Below are 22,482 nucleotides of genomic sequence, written 5' to 3'. Positions count from 1 at the left end.
CGCCAGGGGCGCGCACAGACCACCACCCCACCGAGCCGCAAAGGAGGAAACGTGCCGTGGAGCTGCTGTTCATCCTGATCATCAGTGCCTACCTGACCAGGCAGGCCGCGCAGGCCGTCCCCGACGCCATCGCACTGGCCAAGGGCAAAACCCCGCCCAGCATCGAGAAATGGAAACTCAAGCACCCGGACAAGCCGATCAAGCCCGGGATGCGCGGCTACTTCGGCCGGATGCTCACCAACAGCGTCGAGGCCTGGGCCGACCGCTCCAACCGCAAACACCGGCGCCGCAAGATGCTGCAGGCCGCACGCCAGAGGTACGACGACTCCGAGTGGCTGCGCAAGAAGATCGCCCGCACCGACAAGCGCGCCGAGCGCGCCGAGCGGTGGGCGGCGAAGTTCGGCGTCATGTGGGACAAGACGAAGTCCGCCGCGACCGCCCGCCGGGACGAGAACGCCGCCTGGGACGAGGACGCGGCCTGGGACGCCAACGCGGCGCGAAGCGCCAGCACGGCCGCCGATGCCGGCGCGTCGTCGACGTCGCCACCGCCGGGGCCTGGATCGGCTCCACCGCCCGGGGCGATGCCCCCGCCCGGTTCTATGCCGCACGGTGGCGGCCGGGCAGCTCCCCAAGGCGCTCGGACCTCGCCGGGCGGAACTCCTCCGCCCGCCGACGACTACGAGGAACCGATCGTCCACGACAGCGATCGCTACCGCTTCAGCAACGGGACGTACCCGTTCAACGACACGCACCGCGAGGGCCACGGGCTGGGCTTCGGCGGTCCCATCTTCGACCGCTCGCAGGGACAGGCCCCGGAGGCGGAGCAGCCCGGCACGATCCGCGCCGAGGGCGAGATCGTCCGCGACACCCCGCCCGAGCCGCCCGCGCCGCTGCAGCTGGAAGCCGGGCCGAGCAGCGGCTCCACCGAAGTCCTCGACGCCGAAGTCGTCGAGGACTCCTCAGCACCCGCCGGTTCCCCGGCGGGCTCCCCCACCGCAACGACCATGGAGGACGCGAACATGACCGCCAGCGCCGAGATCACCAACCTGCCCGCGGCGAAGGCCTACACCGCGAAGATGACCGAATATTTGGACCGGATCAACGGTGTCGTCGAGGCCCAGAAGGCCGAGATGGCGACGCTCGCCGCGGATCTCACGGCCGAGCTCGGCGACGCCGAACTCGCGATGAGCTCCCTGCAGAACAACGGGTTCAGCGGCGACCCGGTCGCCCAGTTCCAGCTGGCGAACGAGCAGCTGACGCAGATGCAGCAGGCCCTGGCGAACGCCGAACAGGCCCTGAACCCGCTGCCGGACAACGCGGCCAGCGCGAAGGGCGCCTACGACAAGGCCGCCGAGGCCTTCGACCGTCAGGTCGGGATCGCAGAGCAGGTCCAGGCCCAGGCCGCGACCGGCAACGTCGCCGACAACACCCGCTTCTACGAAAACGCCTGACCGCCGCGAGATTTCTCGCGGTAGTGCCGAAAGAGGACACCACAAGGGGCACCGGCCACTGGGCCGGTGCCCCTGGTGGTGGGTGGGTCCGACTCCCGCCCGGCGCGCTCACCCCTATCCGGTCACCGAGCGAAAGGACTTCCGACCATGGCCGACACGAAGACCGCCCCGGCCGCCGCGCCGGTGGCCACCGACCTCCCTCAGCCCACGCCGTCCCCCGCGACGGGCCTGCGGGGCGTGCTGGGCACGCTCACCTCCGCCCGCGACAAGGTCACCACCGCCAAGGAGAACGTCACCCAGGCCCGGAAGAAGGTCCGGGCGCTCGGGTGGCGCAACCGCCGCGCGAGCTACCCCTGGAACGCCGCGGCCGCGACCGCCGCGCTCGGCGTCGCCGGGTCGGTCGCCACCGAGTTCACCGACGTTCCGGTCGATCTCGCGATCGCCGGGGGCACCGGCGCCGTCGCCCTCGCCGGCGGCTGGGCTCTGGCGAAGAAGTACTCGGAGCAGATCGAGAAGGCCGGCATGACCAGCCGTGTGCAGGCCGGGACCGTCGCCTCGTGCGCCTGGTGCCTGACCACCCCGCTGACTGGGGCGAACGCGCTGGAGATGTGGCTCGCGCTCGGCCTGGGCACCGTGGCCCTGTCCGCCCGGTGGTGGCAGCGGATCCGCCCCGGCTACCCCGCCGGCACCGAGCTGGTCCTGGCCAGCCCGACCGACCTCGTCCCCACGACGGAGCCGGACGCCGAAGCCACCGCGGTCGCCACCGCGGCCGAGTCGATCCTCGAGGCGTGGGATGCCACGGTCACCGTTCCCGGCGGGCTGGTGCCCGGCTCGAAGCTCACCGAACCGAACCTCGCGGATCACCGAGTGAGCTTCACCGTCGTGCTCCAGCCGGGCAAGCAGACCGTGGACGACCTGCGTGCCCTGGCGGGCCGGATCGGCTCGGCGATCGGGTTCTTCGGCAAGGACATCGTCTTCGACTACGGGACCTTGCCGACCCATCCGACCATGACCGTGCGGATCAGCGCCGAGGTCGACACCAGCTACACCGGCCCGGTCGTCATCGTCGAGGGCGAGGACCTCTTCATCGAGATCGGCCCGTACGTCGACGGCGAGGGCGCGGTCCGCTACCACGTCGCCGGGCCGAACTCGGTGAACAGCGGTTTCGTGCTCGGCTCGAAAGGGTCGGGCAAGTCCCGCGTCCTGGAGATCATCGCCGACGGGCTGCGCGCGCTCGGGATCGAGATCTGGTGGATGGATCCGCAGGGCGGTGCGTCGTCGAAGGCGCTGAAGGACCACGCGGACTGGTCGCTGATGGGCCTGGATTCCGACGAGCACACCCCGCTCGAACTCGCCTACATCGGGAACATGCTGCACCTGTGGCGGGCGGTGTCCAACGTGGCGAAGATCCGCGAGGCGGAGAACGTCGCGATGGGCCTCGACGGGTTCACCCACACCCGCGAGCGCCCGGCGATCATGGTGATGATCGACGAGTGCCACAAGGCGTTCAACCTGAAGAACCCGATCACCGGCAACACCTTCGGCTACGACTTCGGCGAACTCGACCGGGTCACCCGGAAGCTCGGGATCGGGTTCATCGGCGCCTCGCAGATCTTCACGATGGAGACCTTCGGCAACGCCGCGGCCTTGCGCTCCGGGATGATCACCGGGAACCTGCTGATCCTGCGCATGATGGAGAAGAGCCACTGCGGGCTGCTGCCCGGCTCCGCGCCGTCCCCGCTGAGCCTGCGCAAGGGCGGCGGCTACGGCTACGCCATCGACACCGACCGCGAACACGTCATGTGGCGGGCCCGCCACATCGGTGACCGCGCCGCCGAATACCTCGCCGCCAAGCCGAAAGCGACCCTGGACGCGCGGGCGGCGAAAGCAGCGGGACCGGTCTACCGCAACCGGCACAAGACCGCCGCCCGCTACACCGAGAAGGCCATGGCCACCCTCGAGGCTTTCGACGCGGCTCCCGAGGCGACCGCGCTGACCATGCTCACCAGCGGCCCCCGCCAGCCGGAGCAGAACACCAGCACCGGCACCAGCGCGGCGCCGGCGGCGAACGCTGGTGGCGGGATGGCGTCGGTGCGGATCCTTCCGGTCCGGCCCTCGGCCCAGACCACGAGCACCGCCGCCAGCGGTGCGGTGGCCGCCCCGGACGGTGTCCCCGCCGCCGATCTCAAACCCGGTGCCCAGCGGGTCATGATCCTGCTGCGCGATGGGCAGGCCTGGCACACCAAGGACATGGCCGAAGCGCTCGGCATCAGCGAACAGGCCGTGCGCGGGCACATCCGCTCCATCGGCGAGACCCGCCTCGACAACCTCGGCAAGGGCCGTTACCGCATCAAATAAGCCTCGCCCCGACGGGTCGACCAGCAACAACACCCTCATGTGTTTGCGAGGCCTGTGAGGACTAAATCCCTCGCAGGCCTCGCAAGCACGTCGTGCAGTGACCACACCGGAAGGAACAGCATGTTCGGCAGGAAGCGCTCCACCTCCGACCCCATGACCCCGGTCTCCGTCAGGCCCCGCCCGGATCGGGGCAGGTCCCATCCGGTGCCTGCCTGGATCCACGACTGGCCCGCCGAGCTCGGCGACGACATGGTGACCGACCTGCTCGCCCTGCACGAACGGCTGCTCACCAGCGCCATCGGCTCCCTGCCGAACACGCTGTTCGTCGACGCCGCCGCCATCATCCGCCAGCTGATCAAGCTCCACACCCGCATGAACCCCTACGACGTCGAGATCGACCTGCGCAGCGAGACCCAGGCCGCGGCGACCGAGGTCCTGTACGTGCTCCGCCACGCCAACCGCGTCGCCGAGCACGCGACGTTCGGAGCGCTCCGTGCCGCCGATGGCTGGGTCGAGCACGCGAACCTGCGCGTCACCGTCGCCGAGACACAAGCCCGGCGCCAGAAGGACAGGTCCACGACGCACTCCGGGCGCACGATCGGCCGCCGCGAGGTGTCCCCGGCCCGCTGACCCGTGTCCTGACCGCACTCCGCCCGCCCCGACGGCCCCGCCCCGGTTTCCGGGGAGGGGCCGTCTCCGTTCCGGGAAGGCCTCCGCACTTGAAGCCTCTGCTGTTCTTCGCCGCGCTGACCTTGTTCTACCTGGCCTACTGCTGGTTCTACCCCTACACCGCCTGCGGCAACTGCGACGGCGGCAAGCACTTCACCGCCGACGGCCAGTACTGGCGCAAATGCTGTCGCTGCAAGGGATCCGGCACGAAGATCCGCCTCGGCCGCAAGCTCCTCGGCGGCACCCGCGACCTGTAGCGCCACACCATCGTCCGCCGTATGCGAGGACTATCCGCTCTCGCGGACCTCGCAGAACTCGCCACGCCTCCGACCTGGAAGGACGCTGCTGCATGACCGGCACGCTCACCCACATCTCCCCCGGCGACGCCGCCCGATACCTCGACTACGCCGACCTCGTCGACGGCGTGGTGGCCGCCATGGAACACAGCGACAACGACCTCGAGGACGCGCAGCTACTCGACGAACTCGCCGAGGCCACCAAGGAACAGGCCGCCCTGACCCGCGCCGGCGTCGACGTAGACGATGCCCGCGTGCTCGCGCTGCTGGCCGACGTGGCCAACGCCCGCGCCTACGGCCGCCCCCGCAAGACCGGGCTGCTGCCCGAACTGGAACAGCGGCCTTACCCGCGGGCCGTACTGGACCGCATGGCCGACCCCGCCGACGACCAGCCCGGCTGGGTCCTGGCCGTGCGGCTCAACGCCCTCATCGACCACGCGCTCGACCTCGGCCTCGGCACCCGGCTCGCCGAGCGTCTCGCCCTGGCCGTCACCCGCCGTCCCGACGGCCTGAACGCCGAAGAGCACGAGCAGGCCGACGGCATCGGCGTCGACGAGCTCGACGCCGCCTGACCTCTCGCACATCCCGTTCACCACGCACAGAAAGAGCACCCGATGACGACCATGATCACCATCCCCGCCGCCAACCCGGCCCTGGCCTGGGACCACTCCGGCAATCTGGGCCTCGGCAGTCGGCTCGACGGCGGCGGTCCCGCGTGGTTCGACCTCGCCGACGACCTCCACGTCTCCGGCGGCGTGATCACCGGCCCGAAGGGCTCCGGCAAGAGCACCACGGCGCGAGCGCTGGTCGCCGCGGCCCGCGCCAGCCAGGCCGTGCCGGTCACCACCCTCTACACCGCGCCCTTCGGCGGCCTGGACAACCCGCTGCTCGCGCGGATCGCGAGCGTCCCGATTCTCGGCGGCGCCCCGGACACGGTGATCGGCCTGCTGCACGACGCGGCGGAGGTCCGCGCCGAGATCCTGCGTGAACGCGGCCTGGGCACCCTCGCCGGGACCGAGCTGCCGATCCTGCTCGCGGTCGTGGAAAACGCGGCGCAGGTCGTCGACAACCGCCCGCACCGCTGGGCGCGGCTCGCCCGCCACGCCAAGAAGCTCAACATCGCGGTCCTGGCCACCCTGGAGTGCGAGGACGACCCGACCCTGCCCGCCGGGCAGCGGGCACTGTGGCGGCAGCTGTCGGAGACGAACCGGATCCGCATGCGCGGGAACGGCACCGAAGCGGGCACCGCGCGGATCCGCGACGGCGCCGGGCACGAATACGACACCCGCGTGCCGTACTTCCCCGACGGGGATCCCTGGGTGCACACCGAGATCGCGCCGGACGACCCGCTCGACGAGGCGACCGCCGCGGTGTTCGGCGACTACTACACCGCCCCGGACGCACCGCGGGTGACCGGGAGCTTCACGTGATCCCGGCGCTGGCGTTCATCGGCGCCGTCGCGTTCGCCGTCCTCGGCGTCGTCGCGCTGCTGCTGGCCCGGCAGATGTACCGGGCCGCGATCGCCGCCACCCCCGCCGAGGACGACTCACCGGTTCTCGGCGACGCCCCGACCCAGCCCCTCGACCTGCCCCGCCAGCCGATCCTGGAGAGGACCTCCCATGCGTGAACTCGCCGACATCGCCGACGCCGCCGAACTCGATCCGCAGGCCCGCCCCCCGGCCTCGCCGCAGCTGCGGCTCAACGGCTACTACCGGGGCTGGCTCGACGGCGCGCAATCCGCCGCCGAGATCGTCCTGCTCGCCAGCGTCGCGTACGTGTTCTACCTGGTCGTGCTCGACCGTCCCGGGCAGTGGCTGTGGCCCGCCGCGACCGGCCGCAGCCCCCAGCACCTGCTCACCGGCGGCCTGATCGCCCTGCTGTTGCTGGGCATCTTCACGGTCGGGCACCGCGCCATCTACGACGACCTCGGCCGCACGCACCGTCTCGACCGGCTCGATGACTTCGAGCTTCATGAGCTCGCCCGCAACGGGCGCGCCCAGGTGCGCAGCACCCGGCTGCTCCACCTCGCGCTGGCCACGCCGCTGGCCGCCCCGGCCATCCCGGACCTGGTCGCGGCCTGGACCGCCAACACCCCGCAGGCCTTCGGCGCGGCCGGACCGCAGCTGCTGCTGCGCCTGACCCCGGTCGCCGCGCTCTACCTGCTGCACCTCGCCTTCGACCGCGGCCTGGACGCCGTCGCCGACCACCTGGAACACCGCCAAGACGCCGCCCAGGACGCGGCGCTCGAGGACGCCCAGCAGCGTCCGGGATTCACCAGCGCACCGCTCATCTGATCCCACCAGCCACCGCGTCGGGGCCGGAACCACCAGGTTCCGGCCCCGACGCTTCTTTTCGGAGGTTCCTTCATGGCCACGATCCCCGCCTTCGCGCTCGCCGCCGTCCTGGCCGTCGCACCGGCCACGTCCTGCCAGCCGCCCGCCGGCGACACCGGTCCCCGGCCCGCTAGTTCGTCGGACGTCGAATACACCGCCTCCTGCGACGGCGCGGGCAACGCCTTCGACGTCAAGCCGAACACTCCGGCCGCGCGCGCCGAGGCGCAGCGGCTCTGCCGCCGCACCCACACCATGGTCCGCGACGCGCCCTGGCCCAGCGGCTGGAAACCCGTCCCGATCCCGGAAGGGACCGGCTGGTGAGCACCCTCCGCGTGCTCATCGCGGCCCCGGCGAGCGGGAAGACGTCGCTGTGCCGCGAGAACGCCGCCCGGTTCGGCACCGTGTACTCGCTGGATCGCGCCCGCGCCCAGCTCGGGCTGCACGCCCACGACCACACCGTCTCGGCCGCCGCGGTCGCGGCGGTCCACGCCGAGATCGACGAGACCCTCGCTGACGGCGTCGACGTCACCCTGGACGCCACCTCCACCGTCGCCGAGCACCGGGCCCGCTGGCTCGGCCTGGCCCGCCGGCACGGGGCCCGACCGATCGCGCTCGTGCTGCGCGCCGACCTTCCCACGATCCTGCACCGCAATGCGCTGCGCGCCCGGCCCGTCCCGACCGACGTCGTCGAGCGGATGTGGCACGAGGTCCAGCAGCTCACCGTCCCGGCGCTGTGCGCCGAAGGCTTCGCCGACGTCAGCGAGCTCGACGGCTACGGCCGACCGCTGCGCTGACCCACCTTCTCTCCACACGCGGGCCGGACACTGCCGGCCCGCGCCTCGTCCTGCCCCCGCACCGAGGGAGATTTCCCATGCCTGCCACGACAAGCCCGAAAAACCTCGACGTCGTCGACGCGATCACCGCCGCCGCGTTCCCGGTCCCGGCGCTGGCCCAGCGCACCAACGACCCCGCCGTCCTGGCGAGGATCGCCCAGTTCGCCGATCACCAGGCCGCCGTCGCCCAGGACCTGGCCGCCACCATCGCCCACCGGCTGCACACCGTTCCCGGCGACGCCGAGCGCATGGTCGTCCTCACGCTCGCCGCGGCGCAGCACTGGCGCTACCGGCTCGCCGTCGACACCAGCGAAGTCCGACGCGGCGCGGGAATCCCGCTCAACCACGCCCGGTACCGGACCCCGATCACCGACAGCACCACGAACTACGACCGCATCGGCTACGTCGGCCGCGTCCGCGACGGCGCCCACTGGGATCCCGCGTTCCGCATCTACCGGGGCGGCGCCGCGACTCCGGCCTTTCACACGCTCATGGAGGCCGGCCGACGCGCGCTCGCCCGGTACGACGCCGAGGCCCCGCATGGCGCGGTCTTGCAGAACTTCGTCGAGCTCCCCGACGGCACGCTCGTGCTCGGCAATCGGCTCCTGCGCGGATACGCCGCCGACGACGCCGCGAAGGAACTCACCGCGCGGATCGCCGCCCGCGGCGACACGGGCCGGATCGACACCGGCCGGATCGAGACCGGCGGCACCCCGATCTACACCGCGACCGCGACCGCCGCCGACCGGGCGCGCCTGTACCAGGCCGCCATCACCGCCTTCGCCGCTGCGCTCATCACCACCGACGCGGCGGCCGCGCTCCGGAGCTGGGTCCACGGCGCCTACTGCCTCTACCAGGCCCCGCAGACGAAAAAGGGCTCCGACGCCGTCGCCCGCGTCGCCCTGATCGCCTTCGGCACGCTCGCCCTGGGCCACGTTCCCCAGCTGCCGCACGACATCGACCTGCGCGGCTACGTCGACGGCCAGACCGCGTTCACCCGCGACCTGCAGGCCCTGCAGCGAGGCTCGCGATGATGGGCCGAACCCACGCCGCCACCGGTGTCCTGGCCGGTCTGCTGCTCGGCCCCGCGATCGGTCTGCAGGGCCTGGCCGAGATCGGCCCGTTCGCCGCGACCTGCGCCGGATACGCGCTGCTGCCCGACCTGGATCACCCCAGCAGCACCATCACCGCAAGCTCGGCCCGATCACCCGCGGCCTCTCGGCTGGGCTGCGGACGATGTCCGGCGCGCTGTACCGGGCCACCAAAGGGCCCCGGGACGAACAGTGCGACGGCACCCACCGGCACGCCACCCACACCGTGCTGTTCGCCCTGGTGATCGGCGCAGTGTGCTGGGCGACCACGACGGCCTGGGGCGGCTGGGCGGTGCTCGGCTGGCTGGCGTTCGGGCTGCTGCTGGCCTACGACCGGCTCGGCGCGCTCATGCTGGTCCCGTTCGGCATCGCCGCAGCGAGCTGGTGGACCCAGATCGACGGGCCAGCCGGACTCGGCCCGGCCGCGCTCACCGCCCTCGAGGAGTCCGCCGGCTGGCTCGGCATCGCCGTCGCCGCCGGCGCGATCACCCACTGCCTCGGCGACGCGCTCACCGAATCCGGCTGCCCGTTCCTGTTCCCGCTCCCGATCGCCGGTGAGACCTGGTACGAGCTCCGGCCACCGAGCCTGCTGCGCTTCCACACCGGCAAAAAGGTCGAGAACTGGCTGGTGTTCCCGCTCGTCGTGCTCGGCTGCGTCGCCGCGATCCCCGGCGTCTGGCCCTACCTCGTCGAGGCGTTCCACAGTCCCGGCTCCGTCGCGACGGCCTCGTTTTCGCTCGAAACCCGCTGACGGCGGGCGCGCTGATACGAGCCTGGCTATCCGAAGCAGCTCGTTCGATTTCCCCGCACACCAACAAGAAGAGGAGTTCCACTTGTCCGCATCTCCCGAAGCGACCGCGACGCGGTACACGGCCGACATGGTGCTGTTCACCGAGCGCGGCGGCGTGCTGATGGTCCTGCTGATCGACCGGCGCTGGGACCCGTACCAGGGCAAGGCCGCCCTGCCTGGAGGGCACCGCGATCCCGGCGAGAGCGACGAAAGGGCCGCCCGGCGCGAATGCCGCGAAGAGACCGGCATCGACGCGCCACAGGAGCTGATCCAGGTCGGTGTCTACAACGAGCGGGGCCGGGACCCGCGCGGCGACTACTCCACCACCGCCTTCAGCGCGGTCTTGCCCGACGCGCCCGATCCCGTCCCCGACAGCGACGCCGAGGCCGCCGCCTGGCGGCCGGTCCACGAAGTCCTCGAAGGCGACCGGCTGGCGTTCGACCACCGCCGGATCCTCACCGACGCCGTCGCCGCCCAGCGCCACAACATCGCCGCCCTGCTCAACATCCAGCACTGAACCAGCGACACCCCCGCCGGGGCCGGACCTCACCTCGAGGCCGGTCCCGGCTTTCGTTGTCCACCAACCACAAACGAGGACGAAGACCATGCCCATCACCATTCACAGCGGCCCAGGCGACACCATGCCCGGCCGGGACGACGAGCCGGACCTGGTCCAGCTGGTGATCGCCCGGCTCGGCAGCCACTTCCGCGGCCGCTGGGACCACGAGGCGCTCGATGCCGCCGCGACCGACGTGCTCAACGAGCTGGCCCACGCCGCCGGCGACTCCCACACGCCCACGCCGAGCCAGATCGACGAGCTCGCCGCGGCCGTGCGGGCACGCGGTGAGGCAGGTGCCGCGTGAAGCGCCTCGCCACGATCACCCTGGCCGCCGTCGCGATCCTCGCCACCGCCTGCGGCGTGCCCGCGGCCACCGGCGCCCAACCCGCGCCCATGTCGATGTCCGTGTCGGCCCCGGGTGATGCCGGGCAGCAGCTGGCCGAGCTCCGGGTCGCACCCCGCGGCTCGATGGACGGCTACGACCGGAAGAAGTTCCCGCACTGGGACGAGCAGGGCAGCAGCTGCAACACCCGCGAGGTCGTGCTCAAACGCGACGGCAAGGACGTGGTGACCGGCCCGGACTGTGCCCCGACGTCCGGGACCTGGCCCAGCCCCTACGACGGCGAGACCTGGACCAAGGCGACCGATGTGGACGTCGATCACATGGTCCCGCTGGCCGCCGCGTGGGTGTCCGGCGCGAAGTCCTGGACCACCGAGAAGCGCCGGGCGTTCGCCAACGACCTCACCCGGCCGCAGCTGCTCGCCGTCACCGACAACGTCAACCAGGAGAAATCCGACCGGTCGCCGGATCAGTGGAAGCCGCCGCTGGTGTCCTACTGGTGCCCCTACGCCACAGCCTGGACGGCGGTCAAGCACCACTACGGCCTCACGGTCACCGCGGCCGAGAAGGCCGCGCTCGGCGACATGCTGAAACGGTGCCGGCGGTGACTCCGTTCGCCGGGCTGTCCCGCCCGCTCACCGCCGGGCTCAGCCCGCACGCCCGGGACCTGATCGCCGACGAGCTGATGACCGTCGTCGTCGAGATCCGCAAGGAAGCCAACGCCTGGCGCGTCGCGAACTCGACCGGCATGGAGGCCACCATCGTCACCTGCACCGGGCTCGCCGACGTCCTCGTCAACCGCGCCGAGGTTTACCGGAGCGGACGATGACGGTCTACGTTGACGATTTTTCCGCTCCTGCAAGGGTCGGCGGTCGCCACGGGCGTTGGTCGCACATGATCGCTGATACCGAAGACGAACTGCACGCCTTCGCCGCGAGGCTCGGTCTGCAGCGCAGCTGGTTCCAGGACCCCCGTGTCCGGTCCCATAAGCGGCTGTCCCCGGCCCGGCCGGGCAGCTTCGCCGCCGAGACCTGGCACTACGACATCACCCGCTCCAAGCGCGACCTCGCGCTGCAGCTCGGCGCCGCCGACGTCGGCTGGCGCGACCTGCCCGACCTGATCAAGCACCGCATGGCCCACGGGACCTGCCGATCGGAGCAGCCCCGTTTGAGCAGTACCGAAACCCAAGGAGGAAACGAACGATGAAACTCAGTGACGCGATCCAGCTGGTGGCCAAGGACACCCGCGAGAACACCGACGATTCGATGACCGACCGCGAGGCGATCGACTGCGCGCGCGGCGAGGTCACGGTCGACGACCTCGACGTCGTGGACGACGCCACGCTGCGCAGCGCCTACGAGATCGTGCTGGCCGCCAGCGCGGACGACGTGGCCCGCGCCCTGCGGTAACCCCACCCCGACTCAACACCGCATCGCACACGGCACCTGCCGTCCCGCAGAAAGGATGACCAGCATGTCCGCCGACGAACGGTGGGAGAACCTCCTCCGCGAGCAGATCAACAAACTCGCACGCGGACCCCGGGACTGGGTCGCCCTGGTCGAACTACGCCCCCGTCTCGACGAGCGGGGCGCGAGCCGGGCCGCCCAGGACGAACACCTCAAACGACTCTCCAAAGCGGAAAAGCTGGAGCTCGCGCCCGAGAGCAACCGCAAAGCCCTGCGCGACCCCGACCACGACGCCGCCATTTTCATCAGCGGCGAAGCCAACCACCTCGTCATGTGGACCGGGTGAGTGCCCCTGCTCCCCGAACCACCCAGATCCGGAACTCGCCGACGGGAGACACGAGCATGAGAAGCATCGAGGACCAGACCGACGAAGAACTGCACGACCAGATGCAGACCCTGCTGCACGCCGTCGCGACGCGGTCGTCGACGGACTGGGAAGGGGACCGTCAGCGGCTCGGCGCCGTGACCACCGAGCTGGAAAGCCGCGGATACAAGATCGGCTAACCGTCACGCCACCACCGAGGTACTCAGAAACGTCGAAAGCCCCCGGCCGGGTACGGCCGGGGGCTTTCGTGCGTTCAGGGCCCTTTTGCACGGTCGATCTCCCAGCTCACGCCCTTGTCCTACGCGCTGCGCTAGCGGCCGCGGTTGAGGAAGCGATGCCACCACGGGCCAGGCTGTGCCTCCTCGTCGGTGACGACGCGCAGAGCCGGGCGGGAAGCGACGTCGTTGTCCTCTTCCTCGTCGTCGGGATGGTCGAGATCGTGCAGGGTGGAACGGATCGCCAGCACCGACGCGACGACCCAGCCGCCGTCGATTTCCGGGCGCTGGTCGCGGTCGACGTCGATGGTGTCGCTGATCCGTTGCAGCAGCGGACGCGGCAAGTCGTGTCGTTCGGCCAGGTTGAGCAGGGCGCGCCCGGCGAGGGTGGCGCGAGGGTCGCCGAGCCTGTCGAGCACGGCGTCGAGAAGCCGGGCGGCCACCTCAGGGTCGAGGTCGGGGTTGACGGCCAGCCCCGGCCAGGCGGTCCGGAACTTGACCGCGGTTTCCTGCACCTCGAGCCCCGCGGCCTTACCGATCTTGTAGTGGACTTCCTCTGTCGACGGATCCGACACCAGCGCGTTGATCTGGTCTTCTGCGGAGGCGCGAGTGTAGGCGCGGGCTCGGACGATGGCGTAGACGCTGCCGCACAGCTCCCGGATCCGGGCGGGGTCGGTGGTTTCGCCGGCCTCGGCGTAGAGCTCACCGACCTGCTGCGGATAGGAGGTCATCGCGGCACGGTGCAGGACCCAGGCGGCGTCGGTGACGTCCTGGCACCAGCGCCGGGCCACCTGACGCTGCGGGCCGATCCCGGAGTACTTCGCGAGGATCTTGATCGTCCCGTCGTTGGCCGGGTCGAAGAACATCAGCACGTACCCGGCGAGGTCGGTCGCGGCGTTGGAATAGCTGCCAGTGACCGCCGATTCCAGATGGCTGCTGATGTGCGTGGCGGGATACAGGTCGCTGTACCCCAGGTGCTCCGAGAGCTTCCACCAGAACTCCGGCCGGCGCGCGCTGTCGGCGCGGTAGGCGGGAAGCACCTTCACCAGCGTGATCAAGGTGGCCTCCGCCGCCGTGAGGTCCGGGTCGGTGTCCAACGGGCTGGGGTCGAGCAGGCTCTCCGGGCGCAGATCACCGAGCTCGAGCGCGTCACGCAGCTTCGTCAGCGTGTCCAGCCGCGGCCGGGCTGACTTCCCCGTCTCCAGCTGGCTGACGGTCTCCTGGGTGACCTTCGCGCGGGAAGCGAGTTCGCGCTGGTTGAGATCCGCGGTCTCACGCAAGTGCTGCAACATCGTCTTCATGGCCCCGAATGTACCATGAACGGCTTACAAAGCCGCTGTAGCGGCTATGTAGACAACAATTACGGCACTTGCGCTCGTTCTCGGGGTTTTGACTCGCCAGGTCGCCCCGTCGATCTGGGCCTCACGGGACCTCACGTCGCGGATGGCTGTTGACCATCCCGCCGCCAGGCCGAATCCGCTGCATGCCCAAGGCCCCCTTCTCTGCCGTCCGCCCCTGGTGCCGATGTGGCGAGTTCGTCGGTACTGGGTGATTCCGACTTCGCCGCTATACTGGCGTCTCCCTCGCTGGTTGAGGGAGACAGCAGAGTTTGTCTCGGGAACAGCAGATCCGACGCTCCTGCTGAAGCTCGGCATCGCCTTCGGGCTGTGGTTAGTTTTTCGACGTATCAGCAAAGTTGCACGACAAAGAATCACCGCTGGTCAACGGAAAGCCGATCAACACAACGAAGGAGGTGGTCGCTGATGACCAAAAACAAGGGACGCGGAAAGCAACTAGCCAACCGCGGAGCAGACATCCTTGCCAGGGTCGCGAAGGCGATCGAGATTCAGGAGATGAAGGAACTGCTGTCGCCCTGAACCAGCGGGGGACTCTCTATGCAGCAGGCATCGCGGGCTGGTTCAACGGCGCCTTGCTCTGACCTCCGAACTCCTTCCCCAGCAACTTCGGAGCGCTAGTCGTCCGGGTTCTCTCGCAGGCGACCGATCTTGTCCTCGAACATCGGTGCGTCGCCGCCGGCGCCGCAGCCGAAGCAGTGGAACGTGCCATAGGCCGGGCGGACTCTGAATGCCCGCGAGCCGCAGAACGGGCAGGCACCCTGCAACTGGGTGTCGCCGAGCGGGCTCAACTCCACGTGCGGCGAGACGGCCTCGACGATGCCCCGCGGGCCGGACGGCTCCTTCGCGGAGATCGCGGTGATGGCCATGGCCCGGACTGTACTGGCGGCCATCGAAACCATCCCCGGGACGGGACCAGGAGCCTCCGGAACCGTCACCCGGCCGAGTGGTTCGAGGGGCAAGCCTATGCATCCGATTTCGGGGTGGACAAAGCGCAGGTCAGAGCGGTTGTGTGCCGTTCGGCGTCATCGAGGACGCCCGAACAGGAAGGGCATCGAGAACCGGATGAGCTGGCAGGACAAGGTCGGTCTCCACATCGGAGTGGCCGAACTGAAAGAGGACCGTGGCTGGTCACGAGCGATGATCAAGCAGTACCTCGGGGAGCCGGACCGGACCGATCCGAACCCCGGCGGACCCAACGCCCCGCAGGTCAAGCTGTGGCTGTTCACTCGCGTCAAGGCGATCGAGGCCACCGACGAGTTCCAGGAACGCTGGTGGAAAGCCCGCGACCGGCGCCAGGCCCAGCAACGCCCGAAGCCGCAGAACGCCGGCGACACCACGGCGGGAGCGAGCTGCTGATGCCGGAGCCGACCACGTTGCTGCAAGAGCAGTACGCCGAGGTGCTGCTGCGGTTCCGGCGACGCGCTCTCCCGCTGACCGCCGCCATCGGCGAGCTCGCCCGGCTGGCCCGCCGTCCCCAGATCCTCGACGACCACGAGCTGCAGAGCCTGTTGTCCCGGATCGATCACGCTCATCGAAGTGGAACACTCCGGGCTCATGTCGAGGGACCGTGGGCGGGGGCGCCAACCGGCCGGGCGATCGCGGAGCGGTTCGGCGTCGGCAAAGTGAAGCTGCGCGACGTCCGGGACGCCTACTACACGCTGCACCTCGGGCTCCCGCCCTTCGACGCCGACGAACCCGTCCCCGCGCCCCCGTCGACGGGGTAAGGCGACATTCCTGTCGGTGCCGCTCCGTACGCTGGCCGGATGTTCGATCCCGACCTCGAAGCGTGTGGGGCATGTGGCGTGACGAAGAAGAACCACGCGGACGCCTGCGATCCCGCCGCTCTTCAGCGCGTCACGGAGCTGGAAGGCCAGCTGGACCGCGAGCTGGACACCTTGCTCGCGGCCGCCAGCGCCGCCTGATCGCCAGCACGAACTTCGAGCCTGCTCGGACCCTGGCCACTCCGGGATCCGGGCAGGCTTGCTCCATTTCAGGGGTTCCGGCAGACACGCCCGCCACACGTCGCTACCCATCGCGTGCGATTGATTACCTTGTGCGCATGACATCGAGGTGGGGACGAACGATGGTCGCGACGGCGGCCGGCGCGGCGGTGCTGCTGGTATCCGGATGCTCGTCGATGACGTGGGACCAGAAAGTCGAGGAGCTGCGCAAGATCGGCGAGCGTGGCGCCGACGCGCACTACATCCTGCTGACCCAGAACAAGCAGCCCACGAACGACGAATGCACCGCCAACTACCAGCTGCTCGGCGACGGAACTCCTAGTGACGAAGGTGCCGGCAGCACCCCGGAATGGCGGGATCTGCACCAGTCGTACTTCGTCGACAGCTGCGTCTCCGGCAAGCCGCGGGTGCCGAACACGCGGCCCGCCGACACTCCGGCGTCAACGGCGCCACCGTCCACCCCGGTGAGCGTTGTTCCGAGCGCCAAGCCGTGACGATGACGAGGCGGAAGTACCTGTGCCAGAAACACACGGAAGGTGAGTCGTTCCACGGAAATGATCTCGGGATGGGCGGCTACTACGCCGCTCCGGCGTGCGACACGCTGCCGCGACAGGTGTATCGCGACGACCACATCATCACCCGTGGCTACGCCGTCGGCTTCGGCCAGTGGTTCTTCTTCACCGACTTGGCGCCGGCGATCGCGTTCGGCCGGTCGGCACGGATGTCCTTGGACTGCCACGGCTACGGCGTATACGCCGCCGCCCGGGAGCTGAAGTACTGCGATCTCCACCGCAAGGACGAAATGGTGCTGCTTGTGAGCACCGCAGCGGCGGGCGGTCTGGTCGACCGGCACGACGAAGACCTGCAGCTGAAGATGCTCAAGAAGTTCGTGCAGGGCGCCAAGGAACACCCGTGGTCCTCGCACTGGCGCGACCCGACCGGCTACATCAGCGACTACAACAACGGCCGCCCAGTTCAGACCAGGCGTAAATCCTTGCCGCTGTAGGAAGAGCCGGTCGAATACGGGGGGAAGCCGCGCACTTGGTGCGCGGCTTCGAGTTTGTCATGGCCCACCGACAGTTCTGATCTAGCTGACCGGGACCGCATCCGGAATCTAGTTCAGGGCAGAGACGAAAGCGTCATGACAGCGCCTCGCCGAGCCGAGTGTGCGCGACCTCCTCGGGAAGCGTGAGCCCGCGTGTCGCCAGCTGATGGTCGATCCATTCGTCCGGTTGGGGCCCGAAGACGTCCAGGCGCACGAGTTCGGCGTCGATCCACGCGTAGAGCCGCAAAGCCGCGTCGCGCTCGGCGGAGTCTGGGCCATCGAGGGTTTCCAGGAGCGGGTGCGGCGCGGACATGGTGAGCCAGCGCATCGCGTAGTCGATGGCGCCGCGGACGTCTCGGTCGGTGAGCGGCTTCTGCTTGAGGCCCGGCTGAATCTGGCGAGGGTGCATGGTCATCATCAGCCGCACCAGGGTGTTGCGCGGGAGCAGCACCCGGACCTCGATCGCCTGGACGTTGTCGCTGTCGCGCCTCGCGTATTTGGGCATACAGCCACCTCAGCACAGAACGTCGACCGTGAATGTCCAGCTTTGGACATTCACGGCGGTGATGCTGTCAGGGAGTCTTTTTCAGCGGATCATGTCCTGGCCATGCGTGCGGCGAGGTCGTCGGCACTGGCTGTTCGGGTTCCGCGTTGGGCGTCGAGGTCGTCGAGGCGGCGGTGGGTGCCTTCCTTGCTGGGCTTCAAATATCGCTGGAGGGTGCGGCGGTCTTCGTGGCCGGAGAGGTTCATCAGGTCGGCTTCGGTGGCGCCGTCTTCTCCGGCGTGGGTGAGGCGGGAGTGGCGCAGATCGTGCAGGTCCCAGCCGCCGGTCGCGGCGCCGAGGTGGCGTTCGGCGGTGCGGTAGGTCATGCGCCGGCGGCGGCTGGCGGGGTCGACGTCGCGGGCGAGGACGGTGCCGTCGTCGGGGGCGACGCGGGTGGACAGGAAGATCGGGCCGGTGGTGCGGCGGCCGAGGAGCTGGCCGAGCATGCGGGCGGTGCGGACGTCGTAGAGCAGGTCGTCGGCCTTGCCGCCTTTGCGGATGGTGCGGGCGCGGCGATTCGCGCGGTCGACGTGCTCGATGTCGAGACGGAGGACTTCTTCGGCGCGAGCGGCGGTGGCGTAGAGCATCGACCACAGCGTGCGGTCCTCGAGCGGCAGCCGCCTGTCGGCGATGAGCCGGTCGATCCGTTCACGGTCGCGAACCCGGGTCTCATCCGGTTTGGGCTGGGGCTGGCGGGTGAGCCCGGCCAGCACCGCGGTGTGGTCGGTGAGCCATTCCTGGTCGCCGAAGTAGGCCAGGGCGCTGGCGACCGCGGCCCGCTTGGCGTTAAACGTCGCCGGCGCCGCGCTCCCCCACGCGGTGCGGATGTTGGTGTGCAGCCGCTCGCGGCCTCCGCCGTCGACGGCGAGCTCGCCGAGATGACCGATCCCGGCGAACGCGGTCGGCAGCGCCGAGGTGTAGGCGCGGACGGTCTCCGGCGAGGTGATCCGGCCGGACCGGCCGCGCCGCCCGGCGAGGTGCCGCAGGAACGACGCGAGCGCCTCGGCCGTCGGCACGCCGGACGACGTCTCCCCCGTGCCGACGGCGCCGGGTTCCCCGGCGACGGCGAGGTGTCGTTTGGTGCCCATCGAGCCCTCACTCCCCTACTTGTCAGATAACACCCGCGAAAGGGGTACCGCCCGCGGAGACGTTCCCGCAGGAGCCATTCGGCTACTTGTCAGATAATACGTCATTATCTGACAAGCAGAGCTTGTTCCTAGAAACCCTGTTTTGGAAGAGTTACTTGAAACGAGTTCTTGAAGACCTACCATGAGCAGATGACAAGAAGCCTCCCCCGGCTCATCCCTACGGGCACCTGCTGGTGTGGCTGCGGCAAGGAGACCGCCATCGGCGCGTTCTTCTCCCAAGGGCACGATAAAATCGCTGAAGCAGCGCTGGTCGCCGCCGAGTTCAACGGATCAGTACCTCAGCTTCTTCATGCTCACGGCTATGGGCCGGGGCGTTCGGCTATCCATCAAGCCGTCGAGGCTGGCACATGGCAGGCCTGCCCAGAGAAGGACTGTTGGTACAAGGGCACCGCGCAAAGCGTTCGCACTCACCAACGCAAGTACCACCCCACGGACCACTCTGCCCAGGCGAAATCGATCCCGTGATCGATGATCTGGCTGAGTGTGAGTTCGCGAGCAGGGTCCTCTGTTCCCGACGAGGTAGGCGGCGAGCCGAAACCAGCCGAGGACCTCGACGTCGCCGACCGGCCCGGCTTCGAAGCCGTGGATGTCTGCACCGATGACGAGGTGTGCACGCAGGTTCGGCAAGCGCGCCAGGTAGGTCGTCGTTGACCTGGGGGCTCCTCATTTCCGGCTGGCTGTTAGCACGGGTTAGCAATTGCGTGGCGTTGCTTGCACTTGTCGTTTCGCACGAATATAAAGCGAAGCGGCCCCGAAGGTTCTCTCCTGATCTTTAAGGAGAGGACTGTGCGATGTGGCTCTGGGTGTTCGTCGGCGGTTACGCCGTCTTCGTCGCCACGCTGGCCGCCTGCTGCCTTCGCGTCGCACTGAGCAGGCACTCGACCAAGCCCCGGCGGGACATGGCCTACAAGATGTTCCGGCTTATCTGGGGTGTCAACCTGCTCGGCGGGCTGGCCACCGCGGTCGTCAAACTCCACCAGGCGGGCCTGCTGCTGTGACGCGCATGCGCCCCGTGAGGGCAGAACAACCAGCCGACACGGAAAGCGTCGGGCGGTAAAGCGACCGGTATTGTCGGAGGCCGCATCTACCATGCACTTATGGCGCAATGCACAGCACCCGTCAATGGTCACCGCACGTCAGCGGCTGCTGCGCGATGCCCGGCATGTCGTGGAGGAGGAAGGTCGTACGGTTCCTACCCTTCCTACGCCTCGCCGCGAACCTCGTACCGTGGCGGGTCGTCGTACAACAGCGGGGGCTACGGCAGCTCGTCAGGCGGTGGTGGTTCCCGCCGCACCAGGTCCGGCAGGACGGTGTCGTACACCCCTACCGAATGGCGCACCGTCGAGCCCTTCACCCGGAAGGCCGGCGAGGTAGCCCAGGCCTACCCGGACCGCCGCGACCTTTTCCTCTGCCATGCCTGGGATGACCGAGAAGGCAGCGCGAAGGAGCTGTACGGTCAGCTGAAGTTGAATGGCGCCTCGGTGTGGTTTAGCGAAGAAGACCTCCCGCTCGGCTCGCTGATGATCCGCGAGATCGATAAGGGACTGCGGAACTCCCGTGTCGGGATCGTGCTCGTCACGCCCGCGCTGCTGAAAAGCATCGAGTCTCAGGGCGTTGCCGAGAAGGAGCTCGCGGCACTGCTTTCGACCCGTCGCGTCATCCCTGTTCTGCACGGGGTGAGCTTCGAAGACCTCAACAACGTCAGCCCGTTGCTGGCTTCACACGCTGGTCTGAGTACCAAGGAATCGACACTGGACATCGTCGCAGCAAAGATCGCCGCCGCCGCGGCCGCGCTCCCTGCCGCGTAGAGCGACCAGCTGCTAGAGATCAAAGTCAGTTGAGCCGAGACCATCGCCCAGCGCGGTGACGATCTCGGGCGGTACCGCCTTCGGCCTGCCGACGGCCACCGTCGGCAGGCCGAAGGGCGAGTTAAGCGAACTGCTCGTCGTCAGCTTCCTCGAACTGATCGTCCTCGTCGGGGTGACGCCACATCGCGATCCGACCGGGCGTGAGCCCGGCCGGCCGGAACGGCCGGAACCGGACTCGGACACCGTCGAGCCACACGGCGTTGAGCTCGCCAAGCGCGTTGATCCCGGGCAGGAGCTCGCCCGGCTCGATGGTGCCGGTGTCCGGGTTCTGCGCGAAGTACAACAGCTCGCGCACGACTTCCCACGCGTACGGGCCGCCGACCCAGTCGAGGTCGATGTGGCCGTCGATCGTGCGCCACCGGTCGCGCTGCTGGGCGCCTTCGAGGATCCCGGTGTCGCGCAGCGCCAGCTCGATCGCGCCGAGGGCCGCGCGGTGCTGGCCGACCGTCGGAATCGGCCAATGTGTTTCGACCAGGCCCTTGTCCCAGATCGGGGTGAGATGGGGATACTTGGTGGTGATCGCCAGTTCCTTTTCGACGTCGCGGCGGGCCTGCCGGTAGGTCACGTCGAACGCGTGCTGACGGGCGTGAATGATCTCTTTGAACTTGCGGTCCTGGGTCATGTCCGATGTCCTCACCGCGAGGTTCCCACGCAGCCTCGCCGGGGTACATGGATCGAACCGACGAGTTGTTGTACGCGATTCTGTGAACCTTGTCCTCGACGCGCCGCCGGCGTGGGCGGGATCGGCGCTCGGAGATAGGCCTGCGTACCGGCCGCGATCAGCGTAGCTGGTTCATCGTGAACCGACATCCCTGGCTGGCCGACCCGCTCGAGCCGGTTTCAACGTGTTAGAGGAGTCCGAAGTCGTGGAGGCGGATCGCGATCGCGGCGATGCCGCCGGCGCTGGTGGCGGTGCCCCAGATCAGCTTGAGCACGCGGAAGGCGTCCGCGCGGTGCTGTTTGTCGGGCCGGGACAGCGCGACATGGGTGGCATAGCTGATCAGCACGGCGACGAACACGGCGTATCCGCCGAAGAACCAGGGCCACTAGCGCTCCAGCCCATGAGCGCACGACTCCGGTCGAAGGTGGACGCTCCCTCCGTCGTTATCCTCTCTGCCTCAAGCGGCGCTCGGCTCCGTATGCCGCTGCTGCTGAACGCCGCTGGAGGCCGAGCTTGTTCAGCAGCGACGAGACGTAGTTCTTCACGGTCCTTTCCGCGAGGTAAAGCCTTTCGGCGATCTGCCGGTTGGTCAGGCCCTCCGAGATGAGCTCCAAGACCCGACGCTCTTGTGGACTGAGCTGGGCATACAGCGGATCCGCGGTGTCTACCTCGCCGCGCAGCCGACCCATAAGACTCGCTGTCAGGGTCGAGTCGAGCAGTGACCCACCGCACGCGATCGTTCGCACGGCCTTCACGAGCGCGCCGCCGCTGGCCTGCTTGGTCATGTATCCGGAGGCCCCGGCCATGATCGATTCGAACAGCGCGTTGTCGTCGGAGTAGGACGTGAACATCAAGCATGCTGGCGGCGGATGCATGCCTGCTCGGATTTCGCGACAGACGTCGACACCGCTTCCGTCTGGAAGCCGGATGTCGAGGATCGCCACGTCCGGTTTCAGCGCCGGGATCCGGACGAACGCTTCGGCAACGGTGGTGGCCTCTCCGATCACGGTGATGTCCGGCTCGCGTTCCAGGCGCATTCGCAGGCCGTCGCGGAGAAGTTCGTGGTCGTCCAGGAGGAAAACCGTCACGACGGAACGGGCGTGCTGTGGTCCGTGCTCGTCCTGTCGGGCTTCGGCGTCGCGCATCGCGGTGAACAGGGTTGGTTCTTCGG

At 69.1% G+C, this 22,482-nt stretch carries 35 protein-coding genes; 28 read left to right on the top strand and 7 right to left on the bottom strand.

The genetic code is table 11. The features are described 5' to 3' along the window. Nucleotides 1-56: 56 nt before the first annotated feature. The 20 genes from H4W30_RS37145 to H4W30_RS37050 all read left to right on the top strand — a co-directional run bounded on the left by H4W30_RS37145 (nt 57) and on the right by H4W30_RS37050 (nt 12,690). On the top strand, nt 57-1,451 hold the full coding sequence (locus H4W30_RS37145; protein WP_192747029.1) for a hypothetical protein: 1,395 nt from the start codon (nt 57-59) through the stop codon (nt 1,449-1,451). A gap of 147 nt (nt 1,452-1,598) precedes the next feature. Continuing rightward, nucleotides 1,599-3,809 carry a helix-turn-helix transcriptional regulator gene (locus H4W30_RS37140; protein ID WP_192747028.1) on the top strand — a complete coding sequence of 737 codons (2,211 nt, stop codon included), beginning with the start codon at nt 1,599-1,601 and terminating at the stop codon, nt 3,807-3,809. A gap of 204 nt (nt 3,810-4,013) precedes the next feature. Further along, the gene (locus H4W30_RS37135; RefSeq protein ID WP_192747027.1) at nt 4,014-4,439 is read left to right on the top strand and encodes a hypothetical protein; all 426 of its coding nucleotides are present in this window, start codon (nt 4,014-4,016) and stop codon (nt 4,437-4,439) included. A gap of 89 nt (nt 4,440-4,528) precedes the next feature. Next, a complete protein-coding gene (locus H4W30_RS37130; protein ID WP_192747026.1) occupies nt 4,529-4,735 on the top strand; it encodes a hypothetical protein in 207 nt (68 codons plus the stop codon). A gap of 92 nt (nt 4,736-4,827) precedes the next feature. Next, the gene (locus tag H4W30_RS37125) at nt 4,828-5,346 is read left to right on the top strand and encodes a hypothetical protein (protein WP_192747025.1); all 519 of its coding nucleotides are present in this window, start codon (nt 4,828-4,830) and stop codon (nt 5,344-5,346) included. 42 nt (nt 5,347-5,388) lie between these two features. Beyond that, nucleotides 5,389-6,204 (top strand): hypothetical protein, encoded by an 816-nt coding sequence (locus tag H4W30_RS37120; protein WP_192747024.1) that lies wholly within the window; start codon nt 5,389-5,391, stop codon nt 6,202-6,204. Then, nucleotides 6,201-6,401: a hypothetical protein gene (locus tag H4W30_RS37115; RefSeq protein ID WP_192747023.1), complete on the top strand. Its 201-nt coding sequence runs from the start codon at nt 6,201-6,203 to the stop codon at nt 6,399-6,401. The genes H4W30_RS37120 and H4W30_RS37115 overlap by 4 nt, the downstream gene beginning before the upstream one ends. Continuing rightward, the gene (locus tag H4W30_RS37110) at nt 6,394-7,068 is read left to right on the top strand and encodes a hypothetical protein (protein ID WP_192747022.1); all 675 of its coding nucleotides are present in this window, start codon (nt 6,394-6,396) and stop codon (nt 7,066-7,068) included. Before H4W30_RS37115 ends, H4W30_RS37110 begins: the two co-directional genes overlap by 8 nt. Nucleotides 7,069-7,140: 72 nt before the next feature. Continuing rightward, nucleotides 7,141-7,428, top strand: coding sequence for a hypothetical protein (locus H4W30_RS37105; RefSeq protein ID WP_192747021.1), 288 nt, complete (start codon nt 7,141-7,143; stop codon nt 7,426-7,428). After that, nucleotides 7,425-7,901, top strand: a complete 477-nt coding sequence (locus H4W30_RS37100) for an AAA family ATPase (RefSeq protein WP_192747020.1) — start codon at nt 7,425-7,427, stop codon at nt 7,899-7,901. Before H4W30_RS37105 ends, H4W30_RS37100 begins: the two co-directional genes overlap by 4 nt. Before the next feature lie 77 nt (nt 7,902-7,978). Next, the gene (locus H4W30_RS37095) at nt 7,979-8,974 is read left to right on the top strand and encodes a hypothetical protein (RefSeq protein ID WP_192747019.1); all 996 of its coding nucleotides are present in this window, start codon (nt 7,979-7,981) and stop codon (nt 8,972-8,974) included. A gap of 202 nt (nt 8,975-9,176) precedes the next feature. Further along, on the top strand, nt 9,177-9,782 hold the full coding sequence (locus tag H4W30_RS37090) for a metal-dependent hydrolase (protein ID WP_318780743.1): 606 nt from the start codon (nt 9,177-9,179) through the stop codon (nt 9,780-9,782). An 82-nt stretch (nt 9,783-9,864) separates the two neighbouring features. Next, nucleotides 9,865-10,338, top strand: a complete 474-nt coding sequence (locus H4W30_RS37085) for an NUDIX domain-containing protein (RefSeq protein WP_225950761.1) — start codon at nt 9,865-9,867, stop codon at nt 10,336-10,338. An 88-nt stretch (nt 10,339-10,426) separates the two neighbouring features. Further along, nucleotides 10,427-10,684: a hypothetical protein gene (locus tag H4W30_RS37080; protein WP_192747018.1), complete on the top strand. Its 258-nt coding sequence runs from the start codon at nt 10,427-10,429 to the stop codon at nt 10,682-10,684. Between the two features lie 56 nt (nt 10,685-10,740). Beyond that, nucleotides 10,741-11,328, top strand: a complete 588-nt coding sequence (locus H4W30_RS37075) for an HNH endonuclease family protein (protein WP_318780746.1) — start codon at nt 10,741-10,743, stop codon at nt 11,326-11,328. Continuing rightward, nucleotides 11,316-11,549: a hypothetical protein gene (locus H4W30_RS37070; RefSeq protein ID WP_192747017.1), complete on the top strand. Its 234-nt coding sequence runs from the start codon at nt 11,316-11,318 to the stop codon at nt 11,547-11,549. Before H4W30_RS37075 ends, H4W30_RS37070 begins: the two co-directional genes overlap by 13 nt. After that, nucleotides 11,546-11,926 carry a DUF4031 domain-containing protein gene (locus tag H4W30_RS37065; RefSeq protein WP_192747016.1) on the top strand — a complete coding sequence of 127 codons (381 nt, stop codon included), beginning with the start codon at nt 11,546-11,548 and terminating at the stop codon, nt 11,924-11,926. The genes H4W30_RS37070 and H4W30_RS37065 overlap by 4 nt, the downstream gene beginning before the upstream one ends. Next, nucleotides 11,923-12,129: a hypothetical protein gene (locus tag H4W30_RS37060; protein WP_192747015.1), complete on the top strand. Its 207-nt coding sequence runs from the start codon at nt 11,923-11,925 to the stop codon at nt 12,127-12,129. The genes H4W30_RS37065 and H4W30_RS37060 overlap by 4 nt, the downstream gene beginning before the upstream one ends. Before the next feature lie 64 nt (nt 12,130-12,193). Beyond that, the gene (locus H4W30_RS37055; RefSeq protein WP_192747014.1) at nt 12,194-12,472 is read left to right on the top strand and encodes a hypothetical protein; all 279 of its coding nucleotides are present in this window, start codon (nt 12,194-12,196) and stop codon (nt 12,470-12,472) included. Nucleotides 12,473-12,528: 56 nt separating this feature from the next. Next, nucleotides 12,529-12,690 (top strand): hypothetical protein, encoded by a 162-nt coding sequence (locus H4W30_RS37050; protein WP_192747013.1) that lies wholly within the window; start codon nt 12,529-12,531, stop codon nt 12,688-12,690. A gap of 131 nt (nt 12,691-12,821) precedes the next feature. Here H4W30_RS37050 and H4W30_RS37045 read toward each other — a convergent pair whose 3' ends face one another. Both H4W30_RS37045 and H4W30_RS37040 read right to left on the bottom strand, forming a co-directional pair. Next, entirely contained in the window at nt 12,822-14,027 is a 1,206-nt protein-coding gene (locus H4W30_RS37045; RefSeq protein ID WP_192747012.1) for a helix-turn-helix domain-containing protein, read from the bottom strand. Nucleotides 14,028-14,698: 671 nt separating this feature from the next. Then, on the bottom strand, nt 14,699-14,974 hold the full coding sequence (locus H4W30_RS37040) for a CHC2 zinc finger domain-containing protein (RefSeq protein ID WP_378234903.1): 276 nt from the start codon (nt 14,972-14,974) through the stop codon (nt 14,699-14,701). Between the two features lie 172 nt (nt 14,975-15,146). On the opposite strand from H4W30_RS37040, the gene H4W30_RS37035 reads away from it, so the two are divergent. The 5 genes from H4W30_RS37035 (at nt 15,147) to H4W30_RS37015 (ending at nt 17,051) form a co-directional block, all read left to right on the top strand. Beyond that, a complete protein-coding gene (locus H4W30_RS37035; RefSeq protein WP_192747011.1) occupies nt 15,147-15,440 on the top strand; it encodes a hypothetical protein in 294 nt (97 codons plus the stop codon). Further along, nucleotides 15,440-15,808: a phage regulatory CII family protein gene (locus H4W30_RS37030; RefSeq protein WP_192747010.1), complete on the top strand. Its 369-nt coding sequence runs from the start codon at nt 15,440-15,442 to the stop codon at nt 15,806-15,808. The genes H4W30_RS37035 and H4W30_RS37030 overlap by 1 nt, the downstream gene beginning before the upstream one ends. Nucleotides 15,809-15,847: 39 nt before the next feature. After that, entirely contained in the window at nt 15,848-16,006 is a 159-nt protein-coding gene (locus tag H4W30_RS37025) for a hypothetical protein (RefSeq protein ID WP_192747009.1), read from the top strand. Nucleotides 16,007-16,143: 137 nt separating this feature from the next. Beyond that, nucleotides 16,144-16,539, top strand: coding sequence for a hypothetical protein (locus H4W30_RS37020; RefSeq protein WP_192747008.1), 396 nt, complete (start codon nt 16,144-16,146; stop codon nt 16,537-16,539). A 71-nt stretch (nt 16,540-16,610) separates the two neighbouring features. Continuing rightward, nucleotides 16,611-17,051 carry a hypothetical protein gene (locus tag H4W30_RS37015; RefSeq protein WP_192747007.1) on the top strand — a complete coding sequence of 147 codons (441 nt, stop codon included), beginning with the start codon at nt 16,611-16,613 and terminating at the stop codon, nt 17,049-17,051. A 133-nt stretch (nt 17,052-17,184) separates the two neighbouring features. Here the strand turns inward: H4W30_RS37015 and H4W30_RS37010 are convergent, their stop codons facing one another. Both H4W30_RS37010 and H4W30_RS37005 read right to left on the bottom strand, forming a co-directional pair. Then, nucleotides 17,185-17,595: a hypothetical protein gene (locus tag H4W30_RS37010; RefSeq protein ID WP_192747006.1), complete on the bottom strand. Its 411-nt coding sequence runs from the start codon at nt 17,593-17,595 to the stop codon at nt 17,185-17,187. 89 nt (nt 17,596-17,684) lie between these two features. Further along, complete coding sequence (locus H4W30_RS37005; RefSeq protein WP_192747005.1) at nt 17,685-18,722, bottom strand: tyrosine-type recombinase/integrase; 1,038 nt, start codon at nt 18,720-18,722, stop codon at nt 17,685-17,687. 189 nt (nt 18,723-18,911) lie between these two features. Here H4W30_RS37005 and H4W30_RS37000 point away from each other — a divergent pair, with 189 nt between their 5' ends. The 3 genes from H4W30_RS37000 (at nt 18,912) to H4W30_RS36990 (ending at nt 20,590) form a co-directional block, all read left to right on the top strand. Beyond that, nucleotides 18,912-19,247 (top strand): hypothetical protein, encoded by a 336-nt coding sequence (locus H4W30_RS37000; RefSeq protein WP_192747004.1) that lies wholly within the window; start codon nt 18,912-18,914, stop codon nt 19,245-19,247. Nucleotides 19,248-19,573: 326 nt separating this feature from the next. Next, nucleotides 19,574-19,780: a hypothetical protein gene (locus H4W30_RS36995; RefSeq protein ID WP_192747003.1), complete on the top strand. Its 207-nt coding sequence runs from the start codon at nt 19,574-19,576 to the stop codon at nt 19,778-19,780. A 99-nt stretch (nt 19,781-19,879) separates the two neighbouring features. Next, the gene (locus tag H4W30_RS36990; protein WP_225950760.1) at nt 19,880-20,590 is read left to right on the top strand and encodes a toll/interleukin-1 receptor domain-containing protein; all 711 of its coding nucleotides are present in this window, start codon (nt 19,880-19,882) and stop codon (nt 20,588-20,590) included. A gap of 121 nt (nt 20,591-20,711) precedes the next feature. On the opposite strand, the gene H4W30_RS36985 is transcribed toward H4W30_RS36990, so the two are convergent. From H4W30_RS36985 to H4W30_RS36975, 3 genes are all read right to left on the bottom strand, one after another. Further along, on the bottom strand, nt 20,712-21,272 hold the full coding sequence (locus tag H4W30_RS36985) for a hypothetical protein (protein WP_192747001.1): 561 nt from the start codon (nt 21,270-21,272) through the stop codon (nt 20,712-20,714). A 226-nt stretch (nt 21,273-21,498) separates the two neighbouring features. After that, nucleotides 21,499-21,669 carry a hypothetical protein gene (locus H4W30_RS36980; protein ID WP_192747000.1) on the bottom strand — a complete coding sequence of 57 codons (171 nt, stop codon included), beginning with the start codon at nt 21,667-21,669 and terminating at the stop codon, nt 21,499-21,501. Between the two features lie 85 nt (nt 21,670-21,754). Beyond that, on the bottom strand, nt 21,755-22,456 hold the full coding sequence (locus tag H4W30_RS36975; RefSeq protein WP_225950764.1) for a response regulator: 702 nt from the start codon (nt 22,454-22,456) through the stop codon (nt 21,755-21,757). Nucleotides 22,457-22,482: the final 26 nt, after the last annotated feature.

The sequence above is a fragment of the Amycolatopsis roodepoortensis genome (assembly GCF_014873915.1).
Classification (GTDB): domain Bacteria; phylum Actinomycetota; class Actinomycetes; order Mycobacteriales; family Pseudonocardiaceae; genus Amycolatopsis; species Amycolatopsis roodepoortensis.
This window is presented reverse-complemented; position numbering and strand designations above follow the sequence as displayed.